General features: G+C 46.8%; 11 protein-coding genes. 9 read left to right on the top strand and 2 right to left on the bottom strand.

Annotation, left to right across the window (positions count from 1 at the left end):
* The first annotated feature begins 168 nt into the window (after positions 1–168).
* The 7 genes from AC438_RS15740 to AC438_RS15710 all read left to right on the top strand — a co-directional run bounded on the left by AC438_RS15740 (position 169) and on the right by AC438_RS15710 (position 11,683).
* A complete protein-coding gene (locus AC438_RS15740) occupies positions 169–1,536 on the top strand; it encodes an MATE family efflux transporter (RefSeq protein ID WP_053982218.1) in 1,368 nt (455 codons plus the stop codon).
* A 158-nt stretch (positions 1,537–1,694) separates the two neighbouring features.
* Entirely contained in the window at positions 1,695–3,278 is a 1,584-nt protein-coding gene (locus tag AC438_RS15735; RefSeq protein ID WP_053982217.1) for a lytic transglycosylase, read from the top strand.
* Between the two features lie 633 nt (positions 3,279–3,911).
* A complete protein-coding gene (gene carA / locus AC438_RS15730) occupies positions 3,912–5,057 on the top strand; it encodes a glutamine-hydrolyzing carbamoyl-phosphate synthase small subunit (RefSeq protein ID WP_082354224.1) in 1,146 nt (381 codons plus the stop codon).
* A gap of 199 nt (positions 5,058–5,256) precedes the next feature.
* Positions 5,257–8,475 (top strand): carbamoyl-phosphate synthase large subunit, encoded by a 3,219-nt coding sequence (gene carB / locus AC438_RS15725; protein WP_053982220.1) that lies wholly within the window; start codon positions 5,257–5,259, stop codon positions 8,473–8,475.
* Positions 8,476–8,958, top strand: coding sequence for a transcription elongation factor GreA (gene greA / locus AC438_RS15720; protein WP_053982215.1), 483 nt, complete (start codon positions 8,476–8,478; stop codon positions 8,956–8,958).
* Positions 8,959–9,086: 128 nt separating this feature from the next.
* Positions 9,087–9,638 carry a hypothetical protein gene (locus tag AC438_RS15715; protein WP_053982214.1) on the top strand — a complete coding sequence of 184 codons (552 nt, stop codon included), beginning with the start codon at positions 9,087–9,089 and terminating at the stop codon, positions 9,636–9,638.
* 323 nt (positions 9,639–9,961) lie between these two features.
* A complete protein-coding gene (locus AC438_RS15710) occupies positions 9,962–11,683 on the top strand; it encodes a glycoside hydrolase family 9 protein (protein WP_053982213.1) in 1,722 nt (573 codons plus the stop codon).
* 116 nt (positions 11,684–11,799) lie between these two features.
* Here AC438_RS15710 and AC438_RS15705 read toward each other — a convergent pair whose 3' ends face one another.
* Both AC438_RS15705 and hrpA read right to left on the bottom strand, forming a co-directional pair.
* Positions 11,800–12,762 (bottom strand): porin, encoded by a 963-nt coding sequence (locus AC438_RS15705; protein WP_053982212.1) that lies wholly within the window; start codon positions 12,760–12,762, stop codon positions 11,800–11,802.
* Positions 12,763–12,942: 180 nt separating this feature from the next.
* Positions 12,943–16,968 (bottom strand): ATP-dependent RNA helicase HrpA, encoded by a 4,026-nt coding sequence (gene hrpA / locus AC438_RS15700; protein ID WP_082354223.1) that lies wholly within the window; start codon positions 16,966–16,968, stop codon positions 12,943–12,945.
* Positions 16,969–17,176: 208 nt separating this feature from the next.
* Here hrpA and AC438_RS15695 point away from each other — a divergent pair, with 208 nt between their 5' ends.
* The gene (locus AC438_RS15695) at positions 17,177–17,413 is read left to right on the top strand and encodes a hypothetical protein (RefSeq protein WP_053982211.1); all 237 of its coding nucleotides are present in this window, start codon (positions 17,177–17,179) and stop codon (positions 17,411–17,413) included.
* A 126-nt stretch (positions 17,414–17,539) separates the two neighbouring features.
* The coding region (locus tag AC438_RS17455) for a transposase domain-containing protein (protein ID WP_202904782.1) at positions 17,540–17,711 on the top strand (172 nt) is incomplete at its 3' end.

The raw sequence follows: 17,711 nt of genomic DNA, 5'->3' as shown, positions 1-17,711 counted from the left end.
CCATATTTAGCACCATATGCCAGCTTATTACCTAAAAATCAGGTATCACTAATACTCGTTTTGTCTAGCCTAACCCTAAAGACGTAAACTCTAGCCAAAAGTCATCATAGCCTACACCCTACCAAAACCTTACAATGTCGGCCTTGTTTTTACTGCCCATCGCCCCTTATGACAACTACAACCAACCCGCCGCCTAGTATTATGCAAAAAAGCTTATTCAGCTTAACTTGGCCTATTTTTATTGACACACTCATGGTGTTTTTAATTAATGCCGCTGATGCTTGGTTTTTAAGCCAAGAGTCGGATGAGGCAGCCGCTGCCGTGGGGGCGGTGCTGCCTATTGCTGGGATGTGTTTCAGCTTTTTTATTGCACTCAATGCTGCTGGCACCGCTGTGGCAGCGCAACACCTTGGCAAGCAATACAGCGCTGGGCAAGCAGGAGGCAATACGGTGGCGCATACCTTTGGTGCACTGCTTATACTGTGCGCTTTTGCCGGCGTGTGCATTAGCCTTTTACTGCTGGTTTTTAGTGCGCAATTTACCGCACTTATGGGGCTAACTGGCTCGGCGGCCACCACCGCTGGCACCTATTTACATACATTAGGTTTTGGGACACTGATACTGGCACTGCGCTTTGGCGGCAGCGCCATGCTACAAGCGCATGGTAAAACCCAGTGGAATATGGTCTGCACCGGATTAATGACCGCCGTGAATATCTTTTTTAATTACGCCTTTATTTATGGTGCATTTGGTTTGCCAGTATTAGGCGTTTTAGGCATCGCTTTGGCGACCTGCATCGCCTGGGGCATTAATTTAATAGCGACCTTTACGACACTTTACTTTTTACGTATTCAATTTACTTTACCCGAAAGCCTTCGCACACTTAACGTCAATATGCGGCCCATTTTAACGATTGCCATTCCTTCGGCGCTGGAGCCACTGGCTTGGCATATTAGCCAGCTCATTATTATGAGTATGATTGTCAGCATGGGCCATGTTGCACTGGCGACGCGTGTTTATGCTTTTAATATTATTTTTATTGTGATTATTTTTACCTCAGCGCTAAGTGCTGGCATACAACTTAAAGTAGCCTATTTATTTGGTGCTCGGCAATTTATCACCATGCACAACACTCTTAAAAAAGGCGTATGGCAAGGCTTACTCGTAGTGCTATTTATGACGGGTAGCGTGTACCTATTTGCCGCACAGTTATTAGGGCTATTTAGTCAAAACACCGCCGTGATTGCGCTCGGCACGAGTATTTTAGCGGTAGCCGTATTTACTGAGGTGGGGCGCTTATTAAATATGGTCGTGGGGTTTTCAGTAAAGGTTACAGGTAACGCCCAATTTATTGCTACTTTTGGTATCACTGCAATGTGGTTTATCGCACTACCTTTAACTTGGTTATTAGGTGTGCACTGGGGTTATGGCTTATTGGGTATTTGGCTTGCAATGGGGGTTGATGAATGTTTTAGGGGCGGTGTGGCTACATGGTACTGGTACCGCAAACAGCACGCACGTGTCGCTCATCTGTAAATACGACCACCGATACATAAGCCCCCCCATATCTACTCTTCAAGGTGGGGAATATCAGCATAAATTATGGCAGGTAATTAAAAAGTATGACATTTAAAAGCACACTTTTAAGCTTTAGGCTAGAATAGCCAACCTTCTAGTCTTATTGCGATTTACTCATGTTGTTAACCTCTCGTTTTTTAACTGGCGCCACAACGCTACTTTCTAGCTGCACTCTGGGCTTATTGATCAGTGGTTGTAGTGTTACACCAACAAAAGAGCAAGTAGGTGTTACATCGATTACCGCATTGTCACAAGATGTAAAAGACCCTTGCGTTATTTACGATGACGAACTCAACACATTCACGTTACCTGAACCCGCCGAAATTTGGCCGCGTATACGTGCTGGTTTTAATATTCCTGATAGCGCTGCTAACAATGGCGCGCAACGTATTGCTAAACGCTTAAGTTGGTACGAAAAACACCCCAATCATATTAGCGCAGTTACCCAGCGCGGGGCCTTGTATTTACACTTTATTTTAGAAAAGCTCGACGAAAAAAATCTCCCGCACGAGCTAGCTTTAATCCCTATGGCCGAAAGTGGCTTTGACCCCTTCGCCTACTCACATGCAACCGCCAGTGGCCTGTGGCAATTTATGCCTCGCACCGGTAAACATTTAGGTTTAAAGCAAAACTGGTGGTACGACGGCCGGCGCGATGTCACTGCCAGCACAGAGGCGGCGTTAAATTATTTATCACGCTTAAATAAGCAGTTTAAAGGCGATTGGTTACTCACCTTAGCCGCTTACAATGGTGGGCAAGGCACCGTGCGCCGCTCCATCAAAAGAAACCGCAAAAAGGGTAAGCCTACCGATTACTGGTCGTTAAAGCTCCCCAAAGAAACCGAGCAATACATCCCCAAAATACTGGCCCTCAAAGAAATTATTTTACGCCCCGATATACACAATGTGACGCTACCACCGGTCGCCAATACACCCTATTTTGCACTGGCTCAAATAGATAGCCAACTGGATTTAGCCCAAGCAGCCAAATTAGCCAACGTTGATATTGAAGAAATTTACCAACTCAATCCAGGCTTTAATCAGTGGGCCACCTCGCCCGACGGACCGCATTTATTAGTTGTACCTGCCGCAAAATACGATAACTTTATTCAGGCACTGCAAGCACTCCCCAACAATGAGCGCGTTACCTGGGAGCGCTACACCATTAAACCCGGCGACGCTCTAGCAAGCATTGCTCAAAAATATCACACCAATACCGCGCTACTTAAAGAAATTAATCACCTTAAAAGTAATACTATTCGCGCAGGCAAAACCTTATTAATTCCGCGCGCCCATCAAGCCAATCATTTTTATGTACTCAGTAGTGCGCAACGCTCTAGGGCTCAGCAAGGTACGCGCAAAAGCATCCGCTTAAAGTACACCGTAAAAAGCGGTGACTCTTTATGGACCATTGCCCGCCAGTACAACACCACTACGCGCAATCTCACCCGCTGGAACAACATTACCCCCCGCGATACACTGCGCATTGGCCAAACGCTCACCATTTTAGATCGCTCTACCAATGCGAGAACAACCCGCAAAATTAATTACACCGTACGCAATGGCGACTCACTGGCGCGTATTGCTAACAAACACAATGTGAGCATTAGTGAACTTGAGCGCTGGAATGCAATTAATAGAAAAGATATTTTAAAATTAGGCGCCACTTTAGTGCTGCATATCGATAGAGGCCGCAGCTAGCCTACAACCCATAAACACCCTTAGCCGCTATTGAGTAAGAAGGCCTGCGTTTGTCGTACTAGATAGCCGTACTAATATGGTACTAGAGAGCCGCACTAAATTGCCATGTACATTGCCATGTACATTGCCGTGATTACAGCCAGTGTTCACAACGCTCACAAAAAAGTCATTGGGTTTAGCAGTATCTTTACATAGACAAAGCAGCCCTTGTCACGTAAAATCCCGCGCCGATCAAGGCAAATAAACGCCGAGCGTTTGCCAGCTATGACGCCGTATTCATGAGAGTATTTTTAGCACCTTTTTAGTCACAGCTAAATTAGATACAACTAAGTTAGATACAACTAAGCTAAATACAACCAGGCTAGATACACTCAGAGCAGTCAAGCCAAACACTAACAACCAAATTCTATAAAAGCGAGGTGGAGCGCAAGTTGCACCTCGCTTTTTTACAGCCTAAATTTCCTGAGCTCTGCGCGTCAAAACCGCTGCCATGCCAGTAAAGTAAAGGCTGACCTGTTTTTGTTAAAGCTTTAAGTGCCCGCATACTTCGCAGTGCTGGTATTCAATGCCTTAATGCTTAAGTTTCGTTAAATATGTAGCGGCTAGCAATAGCCTTACCTGGAGGATCTCACGTTGACAACCCGGGCCTTAACCCCTGCCATACTCGTCTTAGAAGACGGCAGTGTATTCCGTGGTACCGCTTTTGGTGCCGAAGGCATTTCCGTTGGTGAAGTAGTATTTAATACTGCAATTACCGGCTATCAAGAAATCTTAACCGACCCCTCCTATGCTGAGCAGATCGTGACCCTCACCTACCCGCACATTGGTAATGTCGGTACCAACGATGAGGACGAAGAGTGCAAAAACATTTGGGCTAAAGGTTTAGTTATTCGCGATCTTCCCTTGATTGCGAGCAACTTTCGCAGCCAAGGCGACCTTGATAGCTACCTTAAAAAACATAATATTTTAGGGATAGCCGATATTGACACGCGTCGCCTCACCCGTATTTTGCGTGATAAAGGCGCTCAAAACGGCTGCATTATGACCGGCACCGTTGATGAAGCCACCGCCTTAAAAGCGGCACAAGCGTTTGGTGGCCTTAAAGGTATGGATCTAGCTAAAGAGGTCACCTGCCAAGAAGCGCATACTTGGGATTCTGGCAGCTGGCAGCTAGGCGAAGGTTTTAGCGGTTTACCTACAGGTGAGCGCTTTAAAGTAGTCGCTTATGATTTTGGCGCAAAAGCCAATATTTTACGCATGCTCGTTGATCGCGGTTGCGAACTGACCGTGGTGCCAGCACAAACACCCGCCAGTGAAGTACTCGCCATGAACCCCGATGGCGTGTTCTTATCAAATGGCCCAGGCGATCCTGAGCCCTGTACTTATGCCATTGAAGCAATCAAAACATTACTCGATGCCGACTTACCCATCTTTGGTATTTGCCTAGGCCATCAGCTACTTGCTTTAGCCAGCGGCGCAAAAACCCAAAAAATGAAGTTTGGCCATCATGGCGCCAACCATCCAGTACAAGTACTGGCCACCGGCGAAGTTATGATTACCAGTCAAAACCACGGCTTTGCCGCCGATGAAACCAGCTTGCCTGCTAATTTAAAGGCAACACACAAATCATTATTCGATGGTTCGCTACAAGGCATTGAACGCACCGATAAGCCGGCATTTAGCTTTCAGGGGCACCCTGAAGCAAGCCCAGGCCCACACGATGCAGCCCCCTTGTTCGACCACTTTATTAAACTGATGAAAGCGGCTAAAAAAGCCTAATATGCCCGTAAAGCTCGCGCAAGGTGCGCATTAAATTTTAAGCCTTTACCGGCAAGCACCGGTGAAAAACCTGCTAAAACGTACTTGTGGCAGGTTTAAAATTTGAAGCCACCCCATATTAGCCCCAGTCAGTGTGACTGAACCGACTAAAACCGCAGGCGCCAGCCTCAACAATTACCGCCGGAACGAAGATACCACTATGCCAAAACGTACCGACCTTAAAAGCATACTAATTATTGGCGCAGGCCCCATTGTTATTGGTCAGGCCTGTGAATTCGACTACTCAGGCGCACAAGCCTGTAAAGCCCTCCGCGAAGAAGGCTATCGCGTTATTTTGGTCAACTCTAATCCCGCGACCATCATGACCGACCCCTCAATGGCCGATGCGACCTACATCGAACCTATTGTGTGGCAAACCGTCGAAAAAATTATCGAAAAAGAACGCCCCGATGCTATTTTGCCCACAATGGGCGGCCAAACAGCACTTAACTGCGCCTTGGCACTGCATGCAAATGGTGTACTCGATAAGTACAACGTCGAATTGATTGGCGCAACTCAAGATGCCATTGACAAAGCCGAAGATCGTCAGCGCTTTGACAAAGCTATGAAAAAAATTGGCCTAGAAACCGCACGTGCACGCATTGTGCATACCATGGAAGAGGCCTTAGAAGTTCCTAAAGAATTTGGCTTCCCAGTGATTATTCGCCCCTCATTCACCATGGGCGGCTCGGGCGGTGGGATTGCATACAACTGGGAAGAGTTTGAAGAAATTTGTACTCGCGGCCTAGATCTATCGCCCACCAGCGAGCTCTTAATTGATGAGAGCTTATTAGGCTGGAAAGAATACGAGATGGAAGTTGTTCGCGACAAAAACGACAACTGCATTATTGTGTGCTCGATCGAAAACTTCGATCCTATGGGCGTACACACCGGCGACTCAATTACTGTAGCGCCAGCACAAACACTCACCGACAAAGAATACCAAATTATGCGCAATGCCTCGCTGGCGGTACTGCGTGAAATTGGCGTTGAAACCGGTGGCTCTAACGTGCAGTTTTCGGTTAACCCCGTTGATGGCCGCATGGTGGTGATTGAGATGAACCCGCGAGTTTCGCGCTCATCGGCATTGGCCTCTAAAGCCACAGGTTTCCCGATTGCTAAAATCGCCGCTAAATTAGCGGTAGGCTTTACCCTCGATGAGCTGCAAAACGATATTACCGGTGGTGCCACTCCCGCATCGTTTGAGCCAACCATTGATTATGTGGTCACTAAGATTCCACGCTTTACCTTTGAAAAGTTTGGCGATGCCGATGCACGCTTAACCACACAGATGAAGTCTGTGGGTGAAGTGATGGCCATTGGTCGCAACTTTCAAGAGTCACTACAAAAAGCCCTTCGCGGTTTAGAGGTTGGAGTGTGTGGCCTAGAGCCGCGCGTTGATCTTAATGACGCCAGTGCTATGCAAGAGATTCGTCAAGACTTAGCCACACCCGGTGCGCACCGCATTTGGTATGTCGGCGATGCCTTCCGCGCGGGAATGAGCGTTGAAGAAGTCTTTGAAACCTCTAAAATCGACCCTTGGTTTTTAGTACAACTTGAAGAAATTATCCAGCTCGAGCAAAATTTGCGCTCGAAGCCGTTAAGCGAAATTACCGCAACCACCATGTTCCAGCTAAAGCGTAAAGGCTTTTCGGATAAGCGCTTAGGCCAATTACTGGCTGTTAGCGAAAAAATGGTCCGCGATCACCGCCACAAGTTGAATATTCACCCTGTTTATAAGCGCGTTGATACCTGCGCGGCCGAGTTCTCGACCTCGACGGCTTACATGTACTCAACCTACGATGAAGAGTGCGAGTCACAACCGTCTAAGCGCGATAAAATCATGGTATTAGGCGGCGGCCCCAACCGTATTGGCCAAGGTATTGAGTTTGATTACTGCTGCGTACATGCCGCACTTGCCGCACGCGATGATGGCTTTGAGACCATCATGGTAAACTGTAACCCTGAAACTGTATCGACCGATTACGACACCTCTGATCGCTTGTACTTTGAGCCTGTCACCTTAGAAGACGTATTAGAAATTGTTCACAAAGAAAAGCCCAAAGGGGTGATTGTGCAATTTGGTGGCCAAACGCCACTTAAAATTGCCCGCGCCCTAGAGGCCGAAGGCGTGCCGATTATTGGTACCAGCCCCGAAGCCATTGACCGCGCCGAAGACCGCGAGCGCTTTCAGCAAATGATCGAGCGCTTAGGTCTCAAACAACCTTCTAATGCCATTGTACGCTCGACCGAAGAAGCCATTCGCCATGCCGCTGATGTGGGCTACCCCTTAGTGGTACGTCCTTCTTATGTGCTAGGTGGTCGCGCTATGGAGATCGTGCATAACGAGCAAGAGCTTAAACGCTACATGCGCGAAGCTGTGCAAGTGAGCGACGACGCTCCTGTATTACTAGACCACTTTTTGAATGCCGCGATTGAAGTGGATATCGATGCCGTTTCAGATGGTACCGACGTTGTCATTGGCGGCATTATGCAGCACATTGAGCAATGTGGCGTTCACTCGGGTGACTCAGCATGCTCACTCCCCCCGTATTCGCTCGCCGAAGATGTTCAAGATGCGATGCGCGACCAGGTGCGCAAAATGGCTTTAGAGCTTGGCGTTGTTGGTTTGATGAACGCGCAGCTGGCTTACCAAGATGGTGAAATTTTTATTATCGAGGTTAACCCACGCGGCTCACGTACTGTGCCGTTTGTGTCTAAGTGTATCGGCGTTTCTTTGGCCAAAATTGCCGCGCGCGCACAATGCGGTATTTCACTCAAAGAGCAAGGCTTCACCCAAGAAATCATTCCTAAATATTACAGCGTGAAAGAAGCAGTCTTCCCATTTGATAAGTTTCCTGCGGTTGACCCTATTTTAGGCCCCGAAATGAAATCAACTGGCGAAGTCATGGGTGTTGGCGATACCTTTGCCGAAGCTTTTGCTAAAGCGCAAGCCGGTGAAGGTTCCATTTTACCCACCTCGGGCAAAGCATTTGTTAGTGTGCGTGATTTTGATAAAACCGATGTTGTGATTTTAGGCAAAGAGCTTGTAGACTTAGGCTTTGAGCTAGTCGCTACTCGCGGCACAGCTAAAACCCTAGAACAAGCGGGCATTGCTGTAAGTATTGTTAACAAAGTTACCGAAGGCCGCCCGCACGTTGTTGATATGATTAAAAACCGCGAGGTGGCTTTAGTCATTAACACCACCGAAGGCGAACGCGCCATCAAAGACTCGGCGGCTATTCGCCGCAGCGCAGAAACCCACCGCGTTTACTACACCACCACACTGGCCGCAGCGAATGCTGTATGTATGGCCTTACGCTTTGGTGAAGAGCGCACTGTGCGCCGCTTACAAGACTTACACAAGGAGCTGCTTTAAATGTCACTCAATAAAGTCCCCATGACCGTGCAGGGCGCCAAGGCCCTGCAAGATGAACTCGACAACCTCAAAAAAGTGGTTCGCCCGCGTATTGTTTCAGCTATTGCAGAAGCACGTGAACACGGTGACCTAAAAGAAAACGCCGAGTACCATGCCGCCCGCGAGCAGCAAGGTTTTTGTGAGGGGCGCATTCAAGATATTGAAGGCAAGCTGTCACACGCTCAAATTATCGACGTTACCGCAATACCGCCTGCCGGTAAGGTTATTTTTGGTACAACTGTTTCCATCATTAATGTTGAAACTGATCAAGAAGTCACCTACCAAATTGTGGGCGAAGATGAAGCCGACATTAAACAGAATAAAATCTCTGTAAGCTCTCCCATTGCTCGCGCTTTAATCGGCAAAGAAGTAGGCGATGTAGCGCTAGTCAAAGCCCCTGGCGGTGATATAGAGTATGAAATTGAAGAGGTTCAACACCTGTAACTGGCATTGTGTGAGCGGCTCATAATGCTGCTTATTTCAATCAGCTACCCTTCGAATAAAGCGCAGCGAACACTGCGCTTTTTTTGTGATTTAGTCACCTGTCTACGCGTGAATATTCGGCCTTAATTATGCAAAGCTCCACACCACAAAAGCCTTTTTATGTTGTTTCTATGGGTAAGTTTTCTGCCTTATTTATTGCGACAATGGGGCTGTACAGTCTGTATTGGTTTTATCGACATTGGCGTTTAATTGGCGAGGCGCAACACAAAAATACACAACCATTTTTACGCACCCTACTGAATGTGGTTTTTATACCGGCCTTGTGCACCGAGCTGGCCAACGCCGAAAAAGCCAAAGCACAAAGCTATAACTGGAACCCCCGTGCACTCGCCTTAGGCTATATCGCGCTACAAATTATTTCGGTCGCCGCCGGCTTTGCCGTCTCCAAAGGGTATATCAGTATTTATTGGGCCTTGATTCAAATCCCATTACTCTTGGGTCATTACTTGTATTTATATAAGTTTCAACTGGTGGCCAATCGTGTGTGCGATGACCCCTTTGGCAAATCTAACGCGACGTTTAATATTCACAACCACATCTGGATTGTCTTTGGCATTGTGCTTTGGCTCGATGAAATATATCGCCTGTATTTACTCATCACAGGCCAAATCACACTGTAACCATAAGCCCTGCGGGCAAGCAAGTTAAGCGGTACAAGCGCACAATGAGAAGCCTAAAACGTGGGCATGACGTCACCTTAAACCCAGAAAATAAGCACCTAAACTGACGTCGATTGACGCTTTTTGTTATACCTTTTGTATGTACAAGCTATTCTCATACGTGCTCTTTTAACTGTTATACCCGGTCAATAGCGCTATACACTCACAGCGAGCTTTGCTAGTCTTGGATCGCTTTATTCGACTGCTAATAGCCGCGCTCAAGGCTAATATCGCAAGCTCAATGTACCTATAACACTAAAAACTGTATTTTTTGAGGGTTTACTATGCGCACATTATCATTAGCCGCACTGATCACTGCGGCTACCTTATCGGCCACCAGTCTTAGCGCCATCGCCAAAAACACAGCAGCGGGTATTGTTGCCAACCAAGTCGGCTTTAATAGCCAAAGCCCAAAAGTCGCCGTTGTGCCTAATGTAGCAAGCAACGACTTCACGCTCACCGACAAAGCCACAGGTCGCATTGTCTATAACGGTAAATTGTCGGCTCCTAAAAGCTGGAGCGAAGCTAAAGAAACCGTTAGACTCGCTGATTTTTCCAGTGTTCAGTATCCCGGCGAATACACATTAAGTGTCGATGGTATTGCACAGCCTTTTGCTGTTACGATTGACGAAAACGTCTACCAAGAAGCCTTAAGCGGTGCCATTAAGTACTATTACTTTAACCGTAATAGCGCAGCCCTCCAAAAAGAACATGCCGGTATTTATCACCGTCCAGCCTCACACCCGGATACTACAGTCTATGTTGATGCCTCGGCGGCAACACCTGAGCGGCCAGTCGGTACGGTATTATCGCTACCTAAGGGCTGGTTTGATGCTGGTGACTTCAGTAAATACATTGTTAACTCATCCATTACAGTGCATACCCTACTGCGCGCACTCGATAATCATCCGGCGCTTTTTGCAAAGCTCAATCTCAATATTCCAGAGTCGAACAATAATATACCCGACCTACTCGATGAAATTTTATGGAATTTGGATTGGATGGTGTCTATGCAAGATACCGACGGCGGGCTCTACCATAAGCTCACCGCCAAGCGTTTTGAGCCGGTAGCCATGCCACACACACAATATAAGCCCCGCTTTGTGGTACAAAAAACAACCGCCGCCACCCTCGACTACGCCGCCACTTTAGCGCTGGCAAGCCGTGTTATCGCACAATACGAAGAGCAATTCCCTGGGCGCGCCGAGCAATATCGTGCAGCAGCACTGAAAGCTTGGGACTGGGCAGAAGAAAACCCCAATGTACTTTTTGAGCAGCCCGAAGGGTTTCGCACCGGCATGTACCGTTTAGATGGCGATGATTATAAAGACGAATGGGCTTGGGCGCGCGCCGAGCTTTTTGTATTAACCGGTAAAAGGAAGTTTTTAAAAGGCTACGAAGTGGCAAATACCGCGCGCACTCCAGAATGGAGCGATGTTGAAACCCTCGGTATGTTGGCTTTGGCCAACCACGCAAAAACCCCCTCATCACTTAAGCAGCAAATACTCGACACCCTTAAAAAAAGTGCCGACACTTGGGTTAAGCAAGCGCATAGCTCAGGCTATGGGGTTGCCATGTTTGGCCGTGACTTTCGCTGGGGCAGCAATGGGGTAGCAGCTAACAAAGCGCTTGCCTTAATCGACATCAACAAGCTCGTTCCCAACCCACAATACTTGGAAACCGCCCAGGCTTTAGTCGATTATATTTTAGGTCGCAACCCAAATGGTCTCTCTTATTTGACAGGCTTTGGCGAGAACACCCCCATGCACCCTCATCATCGCGTCTCTGAGGTCGATGGCATTCAAGCCCCTATACCCGGTATGCTCGCAGGTGGCCCACACAAGGGCTATCAAGATAAAAAAGAGTGTAACGTTAAGTACAATGTCGATTACGACCCAAGCATTCCTTCTAAAGCCTATTTTGACCACTGGTGTAGCTATGCCACTAACGAGGTTGCTATTAATTGGAATGCGGCATTAGTGTACGTACTGGCTGAGCTGAACTAGCACTTATAACACGCGTTTAAAACGAAAAAAGCCCCAGCTAGCTGGGGCAAAATATAAGGGGGAAGACAAAGCAACAATCAACCAAGTGGCTTTGCCTATAGCTTGCTAATCGCTCACTAGAACTTCACTTCAACACCTAAACCTAAGTAGTTAGCGGTGTATTCTGTATCAAGATCTTTATCGATGGTGTAGGTATCGTTGGTATAAAAACCAAATATTTTGGCCTTTTTACTCAATTTGTAATCAACACCTAAGCTCAAAGTAGTTGCTTCTTCTTTCTTGATATCTGAAAAGCCAAATTGACCCTTTAGTACCCAATTATTAATACCGTACTTGATAGAACCAAATGCGCCGTTCACACGCTCTTGATCATCTTTTTCAAAGCCTTCAGCTAAAAAGCCAATTTGGAATGTATTTAGGTTGTACTGTAATACACCACGTACTGTACTTGTGCCTTCAGCTTCGACATCCAAATCATAAGCAACCGCACCGTAAAAACCTTTGTACTCGTAAGTGGCTGCAATAGATGTGGCATTAGAGCGTTGATCGGCTTCATCTAAACCGTCATTATCTTGCTCGCTAGCAATCAAATCAGCATACAAAGTAAAGCCTGAAATGTTGGGTGTCGAATACATTAAGCTATTTTTTGCACGGTTTTCATTGGTGGTGAAGTTGTTTTTAATATCGCCGTAAAGGTCACCAAACAAGTCAACTTTATTTTGGATTTGTTTGAGTGGTGTATCAAAGTTACCCGCAATCACCGAACCAAAATCGCCTTTAAGACCTACATAAATATTACGTTGCTTGAAAGGGCTACCGCCAGCATCGCCATCATCAGCAGCAACTTCAAACTCTGCTTTATAGATAGCTTCAATGCTATCGTTAATTTTTTCAGACCCTTTAACACCAATACGCGAAGCATTGCTATCTAATTTAATCAATGATTCTTCTGCATCATCAGCCTCTGTATTGGCACTAGCATAAGATACATTCACCTTACCGTATAAAGTGGGTGCTGCCATGGCAGCAGCAGGTGTACACAAAGAAAGCGCGATCGCAGAGGTAAGTAATTTATTCACAGGGGCTCCTAATAATAACCGTGTTGTGAGTGTGATATGTAATTTAAATGACAGTTATACTTCAAATTTATGGCAACTATATTACCCGTTTATGACAGTTTAATTACAGATAACATGCCAATAAGAAACAACGGGAGCAACAGCGCATTTTTAGCGATCACAGTCATCAGCACTCAAGGACTAACTAAACTCTGCCAACACTTGTTGCCAGAGCACTTTCAAGCGTTTAGCCGATACTGGCATCGCCGTTTTAAGTGTCTGTGCAAATAACGAGACCCTCAGCTCTTCGATCATGTAGCGGTATTCTTGCCACAATAGGCTACGCGCATAGTCATTAGCCCCCTGCTTTTCGAGGAGGTCTTGATGCTTGTGCCACGCTTGCGCAACCTCTTGCATGGCGAGCTTATCTTTTTGCGGGTTTTGCGGAGCCTTTTCAAGTCGGGCCTCAATCGCATTCAGATAACGCGTGTAATGCTCTAGCCACGCCAGCGGCGTCATCATAAAAAAGCCTTTATAAAACAAGCCTTGTAACTGCTGTTTAATATCTGAAAAGGTAAACGCCAAGACCAAGGCATTTTTATTGGCCTTCATAGCTTTATTAATGCCCACCAATTGCTTTAACCAGCTAAGTAATTGCTTTTCAAGAGCTTGTGCCTTGCCGGTTAAGGCGTTTTCACCTCGCTGAATAGCACTGTTAAACTCGGCTTGAGTACGCGGCAGCTCGCCCTTTGTACAGCATACCTCTAGTGCCACAGCCATGAGTAAATCATCAACTACTTGGGCGCGGTTACCAAGGTTTAACACCGACAATCCAATATCTTTGTTTTTGAGTAGCTCTTTTCTTAGGTATTTAACCGTTTTAGGCATCCCGAGTAAAAGCAACCTTGCCACACCGTATCGGCTTTTGGCATGGGCATCAGCTGGGTTATCCAACACTTTCAGGTCAACCGCATCGCCTGTATCACACAACGCAGGGAAAGCCTGCACTTTTAATGGGCCCTTCTTTAAAGAGCACTCTGTAGGCAACTCTCCAAAATCCCATTGTGTGATTTTACTTTTTTCAAAGCTGCTACCAGCTTGTTGCAAGCTTTGCTGCACATGACCACGATAACGCTCGCGTAAGACACTTAAATGACGATGACGATCAATAATTTGACCCCGATCATCGAGCACACGAATATTCATTTTGTAATAATCATCAATACTTACCTGAGCCCATACCTCTTTAGGCACATCAACGTTACTGGCTATCCTTAGCTCTCTGGCTAGGGCTTCAAGTAAATCACCTTGACCCATTTTAATGCGGGCTAAGGCTTTATCGACATAGTCTGGCACAGGCACAAACTGCTTACGCCATTGCTTAGGCAACCCTTTAACCAAAGCAATGCACTTTTCGCGTATCAGCCCTGGCACAAGCCATTCAATAGGCCCCTCCGAAAAGCTATGCAAAACACTCGCGGGCACGCCAATGCTCACGCCATCATCGTTATGGCCCGGATCAAAGTGATAAAACAAAGGATATTGCACACCATTGACTGTCATTTCATTCGGAAAGGCATTTTCAGAGATATGCTCGGCGCTATGCTGCATTAATAAGCTTTTAGGAATATGCAGCAATGTACCACTATCACGCTCAGCCTTTTTACGCCATGATTCAAAACTGATTAAGCCACACACATCGGCAGGTATACGCTCATCATAAAAGTCAAAAATAATTTCATCATCGACCAAAATATCGCGCCGACGCGACTTGTCTTCTAGCTCACCGATGCTTTTAATCGTTTGTTGGTTAATCGTAAAAAACGCGCCTAAATCACGCCGTTTATGTTGCCCGTATTTACCCTCGACGAGTGATTCACGAATAAATATTTTACGCGACTCTAGGGCATCAATGTGCGTGTAATCAATGCGTATTTTATCGGCGACAACCAAACCAAATAATGTCACTTTATCAAAGGCCATAACTTGGCCGTTTTTAGTTGAGTAATGCGGCTGATAATAGTGATGCTTTAACAAATGCTCAAGATGATGACGCAACCATAGTGGGTCTATTTTGGCATTGGTATGAGCGTACACTTTTGTGGTTTCTAAATAATTCGCACTCACCAACCATCGTGGTGTTTTTTTAAACTGGCTTGAACCCGGAAAAATAACAGCCTTACGATTACGCGCAACTAAGTACTCACGCTCGCGGCTTTCTTCATTTTTGATAGCGACATTATCAAATAAACCCACAAGCAATGACTGGTGAATCGCATCGTAACTGGCGGGCTCTTTGTTGCACGTTAACCCCACTTGTTTACAGGCTGTTAATAGCTGGTGGTGTAGCTCGCGCCACTCACGCAAACGTAAAAAAGATAAAAACTCTTTGCCGCATAGGTTGCGCCATGCATTTTGTGATAAGCCTTGGCGCTGCTCTTCGGCGTATTGCCATAAATTAAAGTACGCAATAAAGTCGGAGTCGTCATCTTTGAAGCGGCGATGCTTTTCATCGGCAGCTTGCTGCTTGTCGTGGGGGCGTTCACGCGGGTCTTGAATGGTTAAACCAGCAATAATAATGAGCACTTCGTGTAAACAGTTGAGTTGGTGCGCTGAGATTAAAATACGAGAAAAGCGCGGCTCTAGGGGCAAAGCCAGCATTTTACGACCTGCGGGTGTAAGCTTTTTACGTGCATCAAGTGCCTGTAGTTGCTCTAACTCTTTAAAGGCATCATTAATCGCACGCCCTTCGGGCGGCTCAAGAAAAGGGAAGTCGCGAATATCACCAACATTAAGCTGCTGCATTTGCAGTACAACGGCCGCTAAGCTGGTACGCAGTATTTCGGGGTCGGTAAATTCTGCTCGGCTAGCAAAGTCCTCTTCGCTGTATAGGCGCACACACACACCACGACTAATACGCCCGCAACGACCCGCGCGCTGGTTGGCCGACGCTTGCGATACCGGCTCGACCGGTAATCGCTGAATTCGACTTTTACTGCTGTAGCGACTAATACGCGCTGTGCCTGGGTCTATCACATAGCCAATACCCGGCACAGTAATTGACGTCTCGGCAACGTTGGTGGCCAATACTACCCTGCGTCCTTTATGGGGCTGAAAAGCGCGGTTTTGATCGGCTAGGCTAAGCCGTGCATAAAAAGGAAGCACTTCTAGCATTGGGAAATTAGCGCGCCGGATCGCCAGCGCTGTTTCACGGATTTCTCGCTCGCCAGGCAAAAAGACAAGTATATCGCCGGCAGGGCCTTTCGGTAATGTGAGAATTTCTTCAAGCGCATTCACAATACCGCGCGCTTCATCTTCTTGCTCGTCTTGCCACGGGCGATACAACACTTCGACAGGAAAAGTACGGCCTGACACGCTAATAATAGGGGCATTAAAAAAGTGCTTGGAAAAGCGCTCAACGTCAATGGTTGCTGAGGTAATAATGACTTTTAACTCTTTGCGTTTGGGTAAAATTTGACGAATATAACCCAATAAAAAATCGATATTTAAGCTGCGCTCATGGGCTTCATCGATAATCAGTGTGTCGTATTTTTCGAGGAGAGGGTCATTTTGTATTTCGGCCAGCAAAATACCATCGGTCATTAACTTAATATGGCTCAGCGGTGAACTGGCATCGTTAAAGCGCACTTGATAACCCACCGAACTCCCGAGCTCGGTTTGTAGCTCTTGCGCGATACGGCTGGCGACGGTGCGCGCCGCAATACGCCGTGGCTGGGTATGCCCAATTAAGCCATTCACACCGCGGCCTAACGTTAGGCAAATTTTGGGGATTTGCGTGGTTTTACCCGAACCGGTCTCGCCAGCAATCACAACCACTTGATGGTCGTTAATCGCTTTGGCGATTTCATCACGCCGCTGCGAAACCGGTAAGTTGTCATCAAAAGTGACTGTAGGCACCAAGCGCTTGCGCTCAAGTACGCGCCGCTGAGAGACCTGTAAGTTTTGCTGCAACGCGGCTAAAGCCTTGTCGACAGGCTTGTTTTGTTTTTTGAGCTTTTGCAGCTTAAACCACGCACTGCGTAGCTTGCGCTTATCAGCCATCACGCATAAGTCCAATTGCTGATAAAAAGCAGGGGCATCAGGTAGTGCTGGGAGCGAGGCAGGCTCTTGCTCTGAGGGGGAAGCGTGCTCTAGAGTCGTGGGTACAGATACCGCAGAAGGAGTCGGTGTAAGGGGCGGTTTAGGCGTATTGGATTGCGTGGTCATAAAAGGCCGCTGAGTCAATTAAGCAAAAAGGCGGCATTATACGCCAATGAGACGCCAACTTTTCAAAACCACCGGTAAAAGCCAAAACACTGAACTAGGCTACTCAATAACCATGTCAATACTCATAACAATAGTCACAACAGTAACCGTAACAATAACCGCAACAATAGCTAAGCCTTAAACCCCATAAGCACTAGGACAGGAGCCCATGAAAGCACACTTATTTATTGAAAAATTACCCAGCCGCTACTGGCTTGCAAGAATTGCGACCAGCGATACCCACTCCTCGCCTGTTGCAAGCCCCTCACGCTATGTGACCTGTGCAAAGGGCAAACCTCTCAAATTCTTGAATATTGAACATATTAAAGAATACTTTCAGGGGCAGCGTATTGATAAGGTCTTTATGCTCGGCGATGGCGAGCAGCCTACTGAAATCGCCTTTTAAGCCGGTATGCCTAGCTAACAAGTCTAAAAAAGGCCACCGTATCGGTTAATGCTGATCGTTTAAGCTAATTGAACGATCTTTCAAAGGGCGCATAATAGGCTACAACAGAAGTTGTGGCCTATTTTTATGTCTGAATTTATTAAAGAATTACACCTTACGACTGAGTTTTGCCAAGATCGCGATATTGAGTCGTTCACTAAGCACATTCCCCTTGAGTGGATTGAGGAAGCTGTTACCCAAACAGGAAGAGCTTCTGTACGCAAACGACGCTTCCCCGCCGAACAAGCTGCTTGGCTTG

This window comes from Marinagarivorans algicola (assembly GCF_001292705.1).
Taxonomy (GTDB): domain Bacteria; phylum Pseudomonadota; class Gammaproteobacteria; order Pseudomonadales; family Cellvibrionaceae; genus Marinagarivorans; species Marinagarivorans algicola.
The sequence above is the reverse complement of the archived record's forward strand: the minus strand, read 5'-3'. Positions and strand labels throughout refer to the sequence as shown.

What these genes read in the sequence shown, in the direction of transcription:
- AC438_RS15740 (WP_053982218.1), top strand. Translation starts at nt 169, where the DNA reads ATGACAACTACAACCAACCCGCCGCCTAGTATTATGCAAAAAAGCTTA.
- AC438_RS15735 (WP_053982217.1), top strand. Translation starts at nt 1,695, where the DNA reads ATGTTGTTAACCTCTCGTTTTTTAACTGGCGCCACAACGCTACTTTCT.
- carB (WP_053982220.1), top strand. Translation starts at nt 5,257, where the DNA reads ATGCCAAAACGTACCGACCTTAAAAGCATACTAATTATTGGCGCAGGC.
- greA (WP_053982215.1), top strand. Translation starts at nt 8,476, where the DNA reads ATGTCACTCAATAAAGTCCCCATGACCGTGCAGGGCGCCAAGGCCCTG.
- AC438_RS15715 (WP_053982214.1), top strand. Translation starts at nt 9,087, where the DNA reads ATGCAAAGCTCCACACCACAAAAGCCTTTTTATGTTGTTTCTATGGGT.
- AC438_RS15710 (WP_053982213.1), top strand. Translation starts at nt 9,962, where the DNA reads ATGCGCACATTATCATTAGCCGCACTGATCACTGCGGCTACCTTATCG.
- hrpA (WP_082354223.1), bottom strand. Translation starts at nt 16,968, where the DNA reads ATGACCACGCAATCCAATACGCCTAAACCGCCCCTTACACCGACTCCT.
- AC438_RS15695 (WP_053982211.1), top strand. Translation starts at nt 17,177, where the DNA reads ATGAAAGCACACTTATTTATTGAAAAATTACCCAGCCGCTACTGGCTT.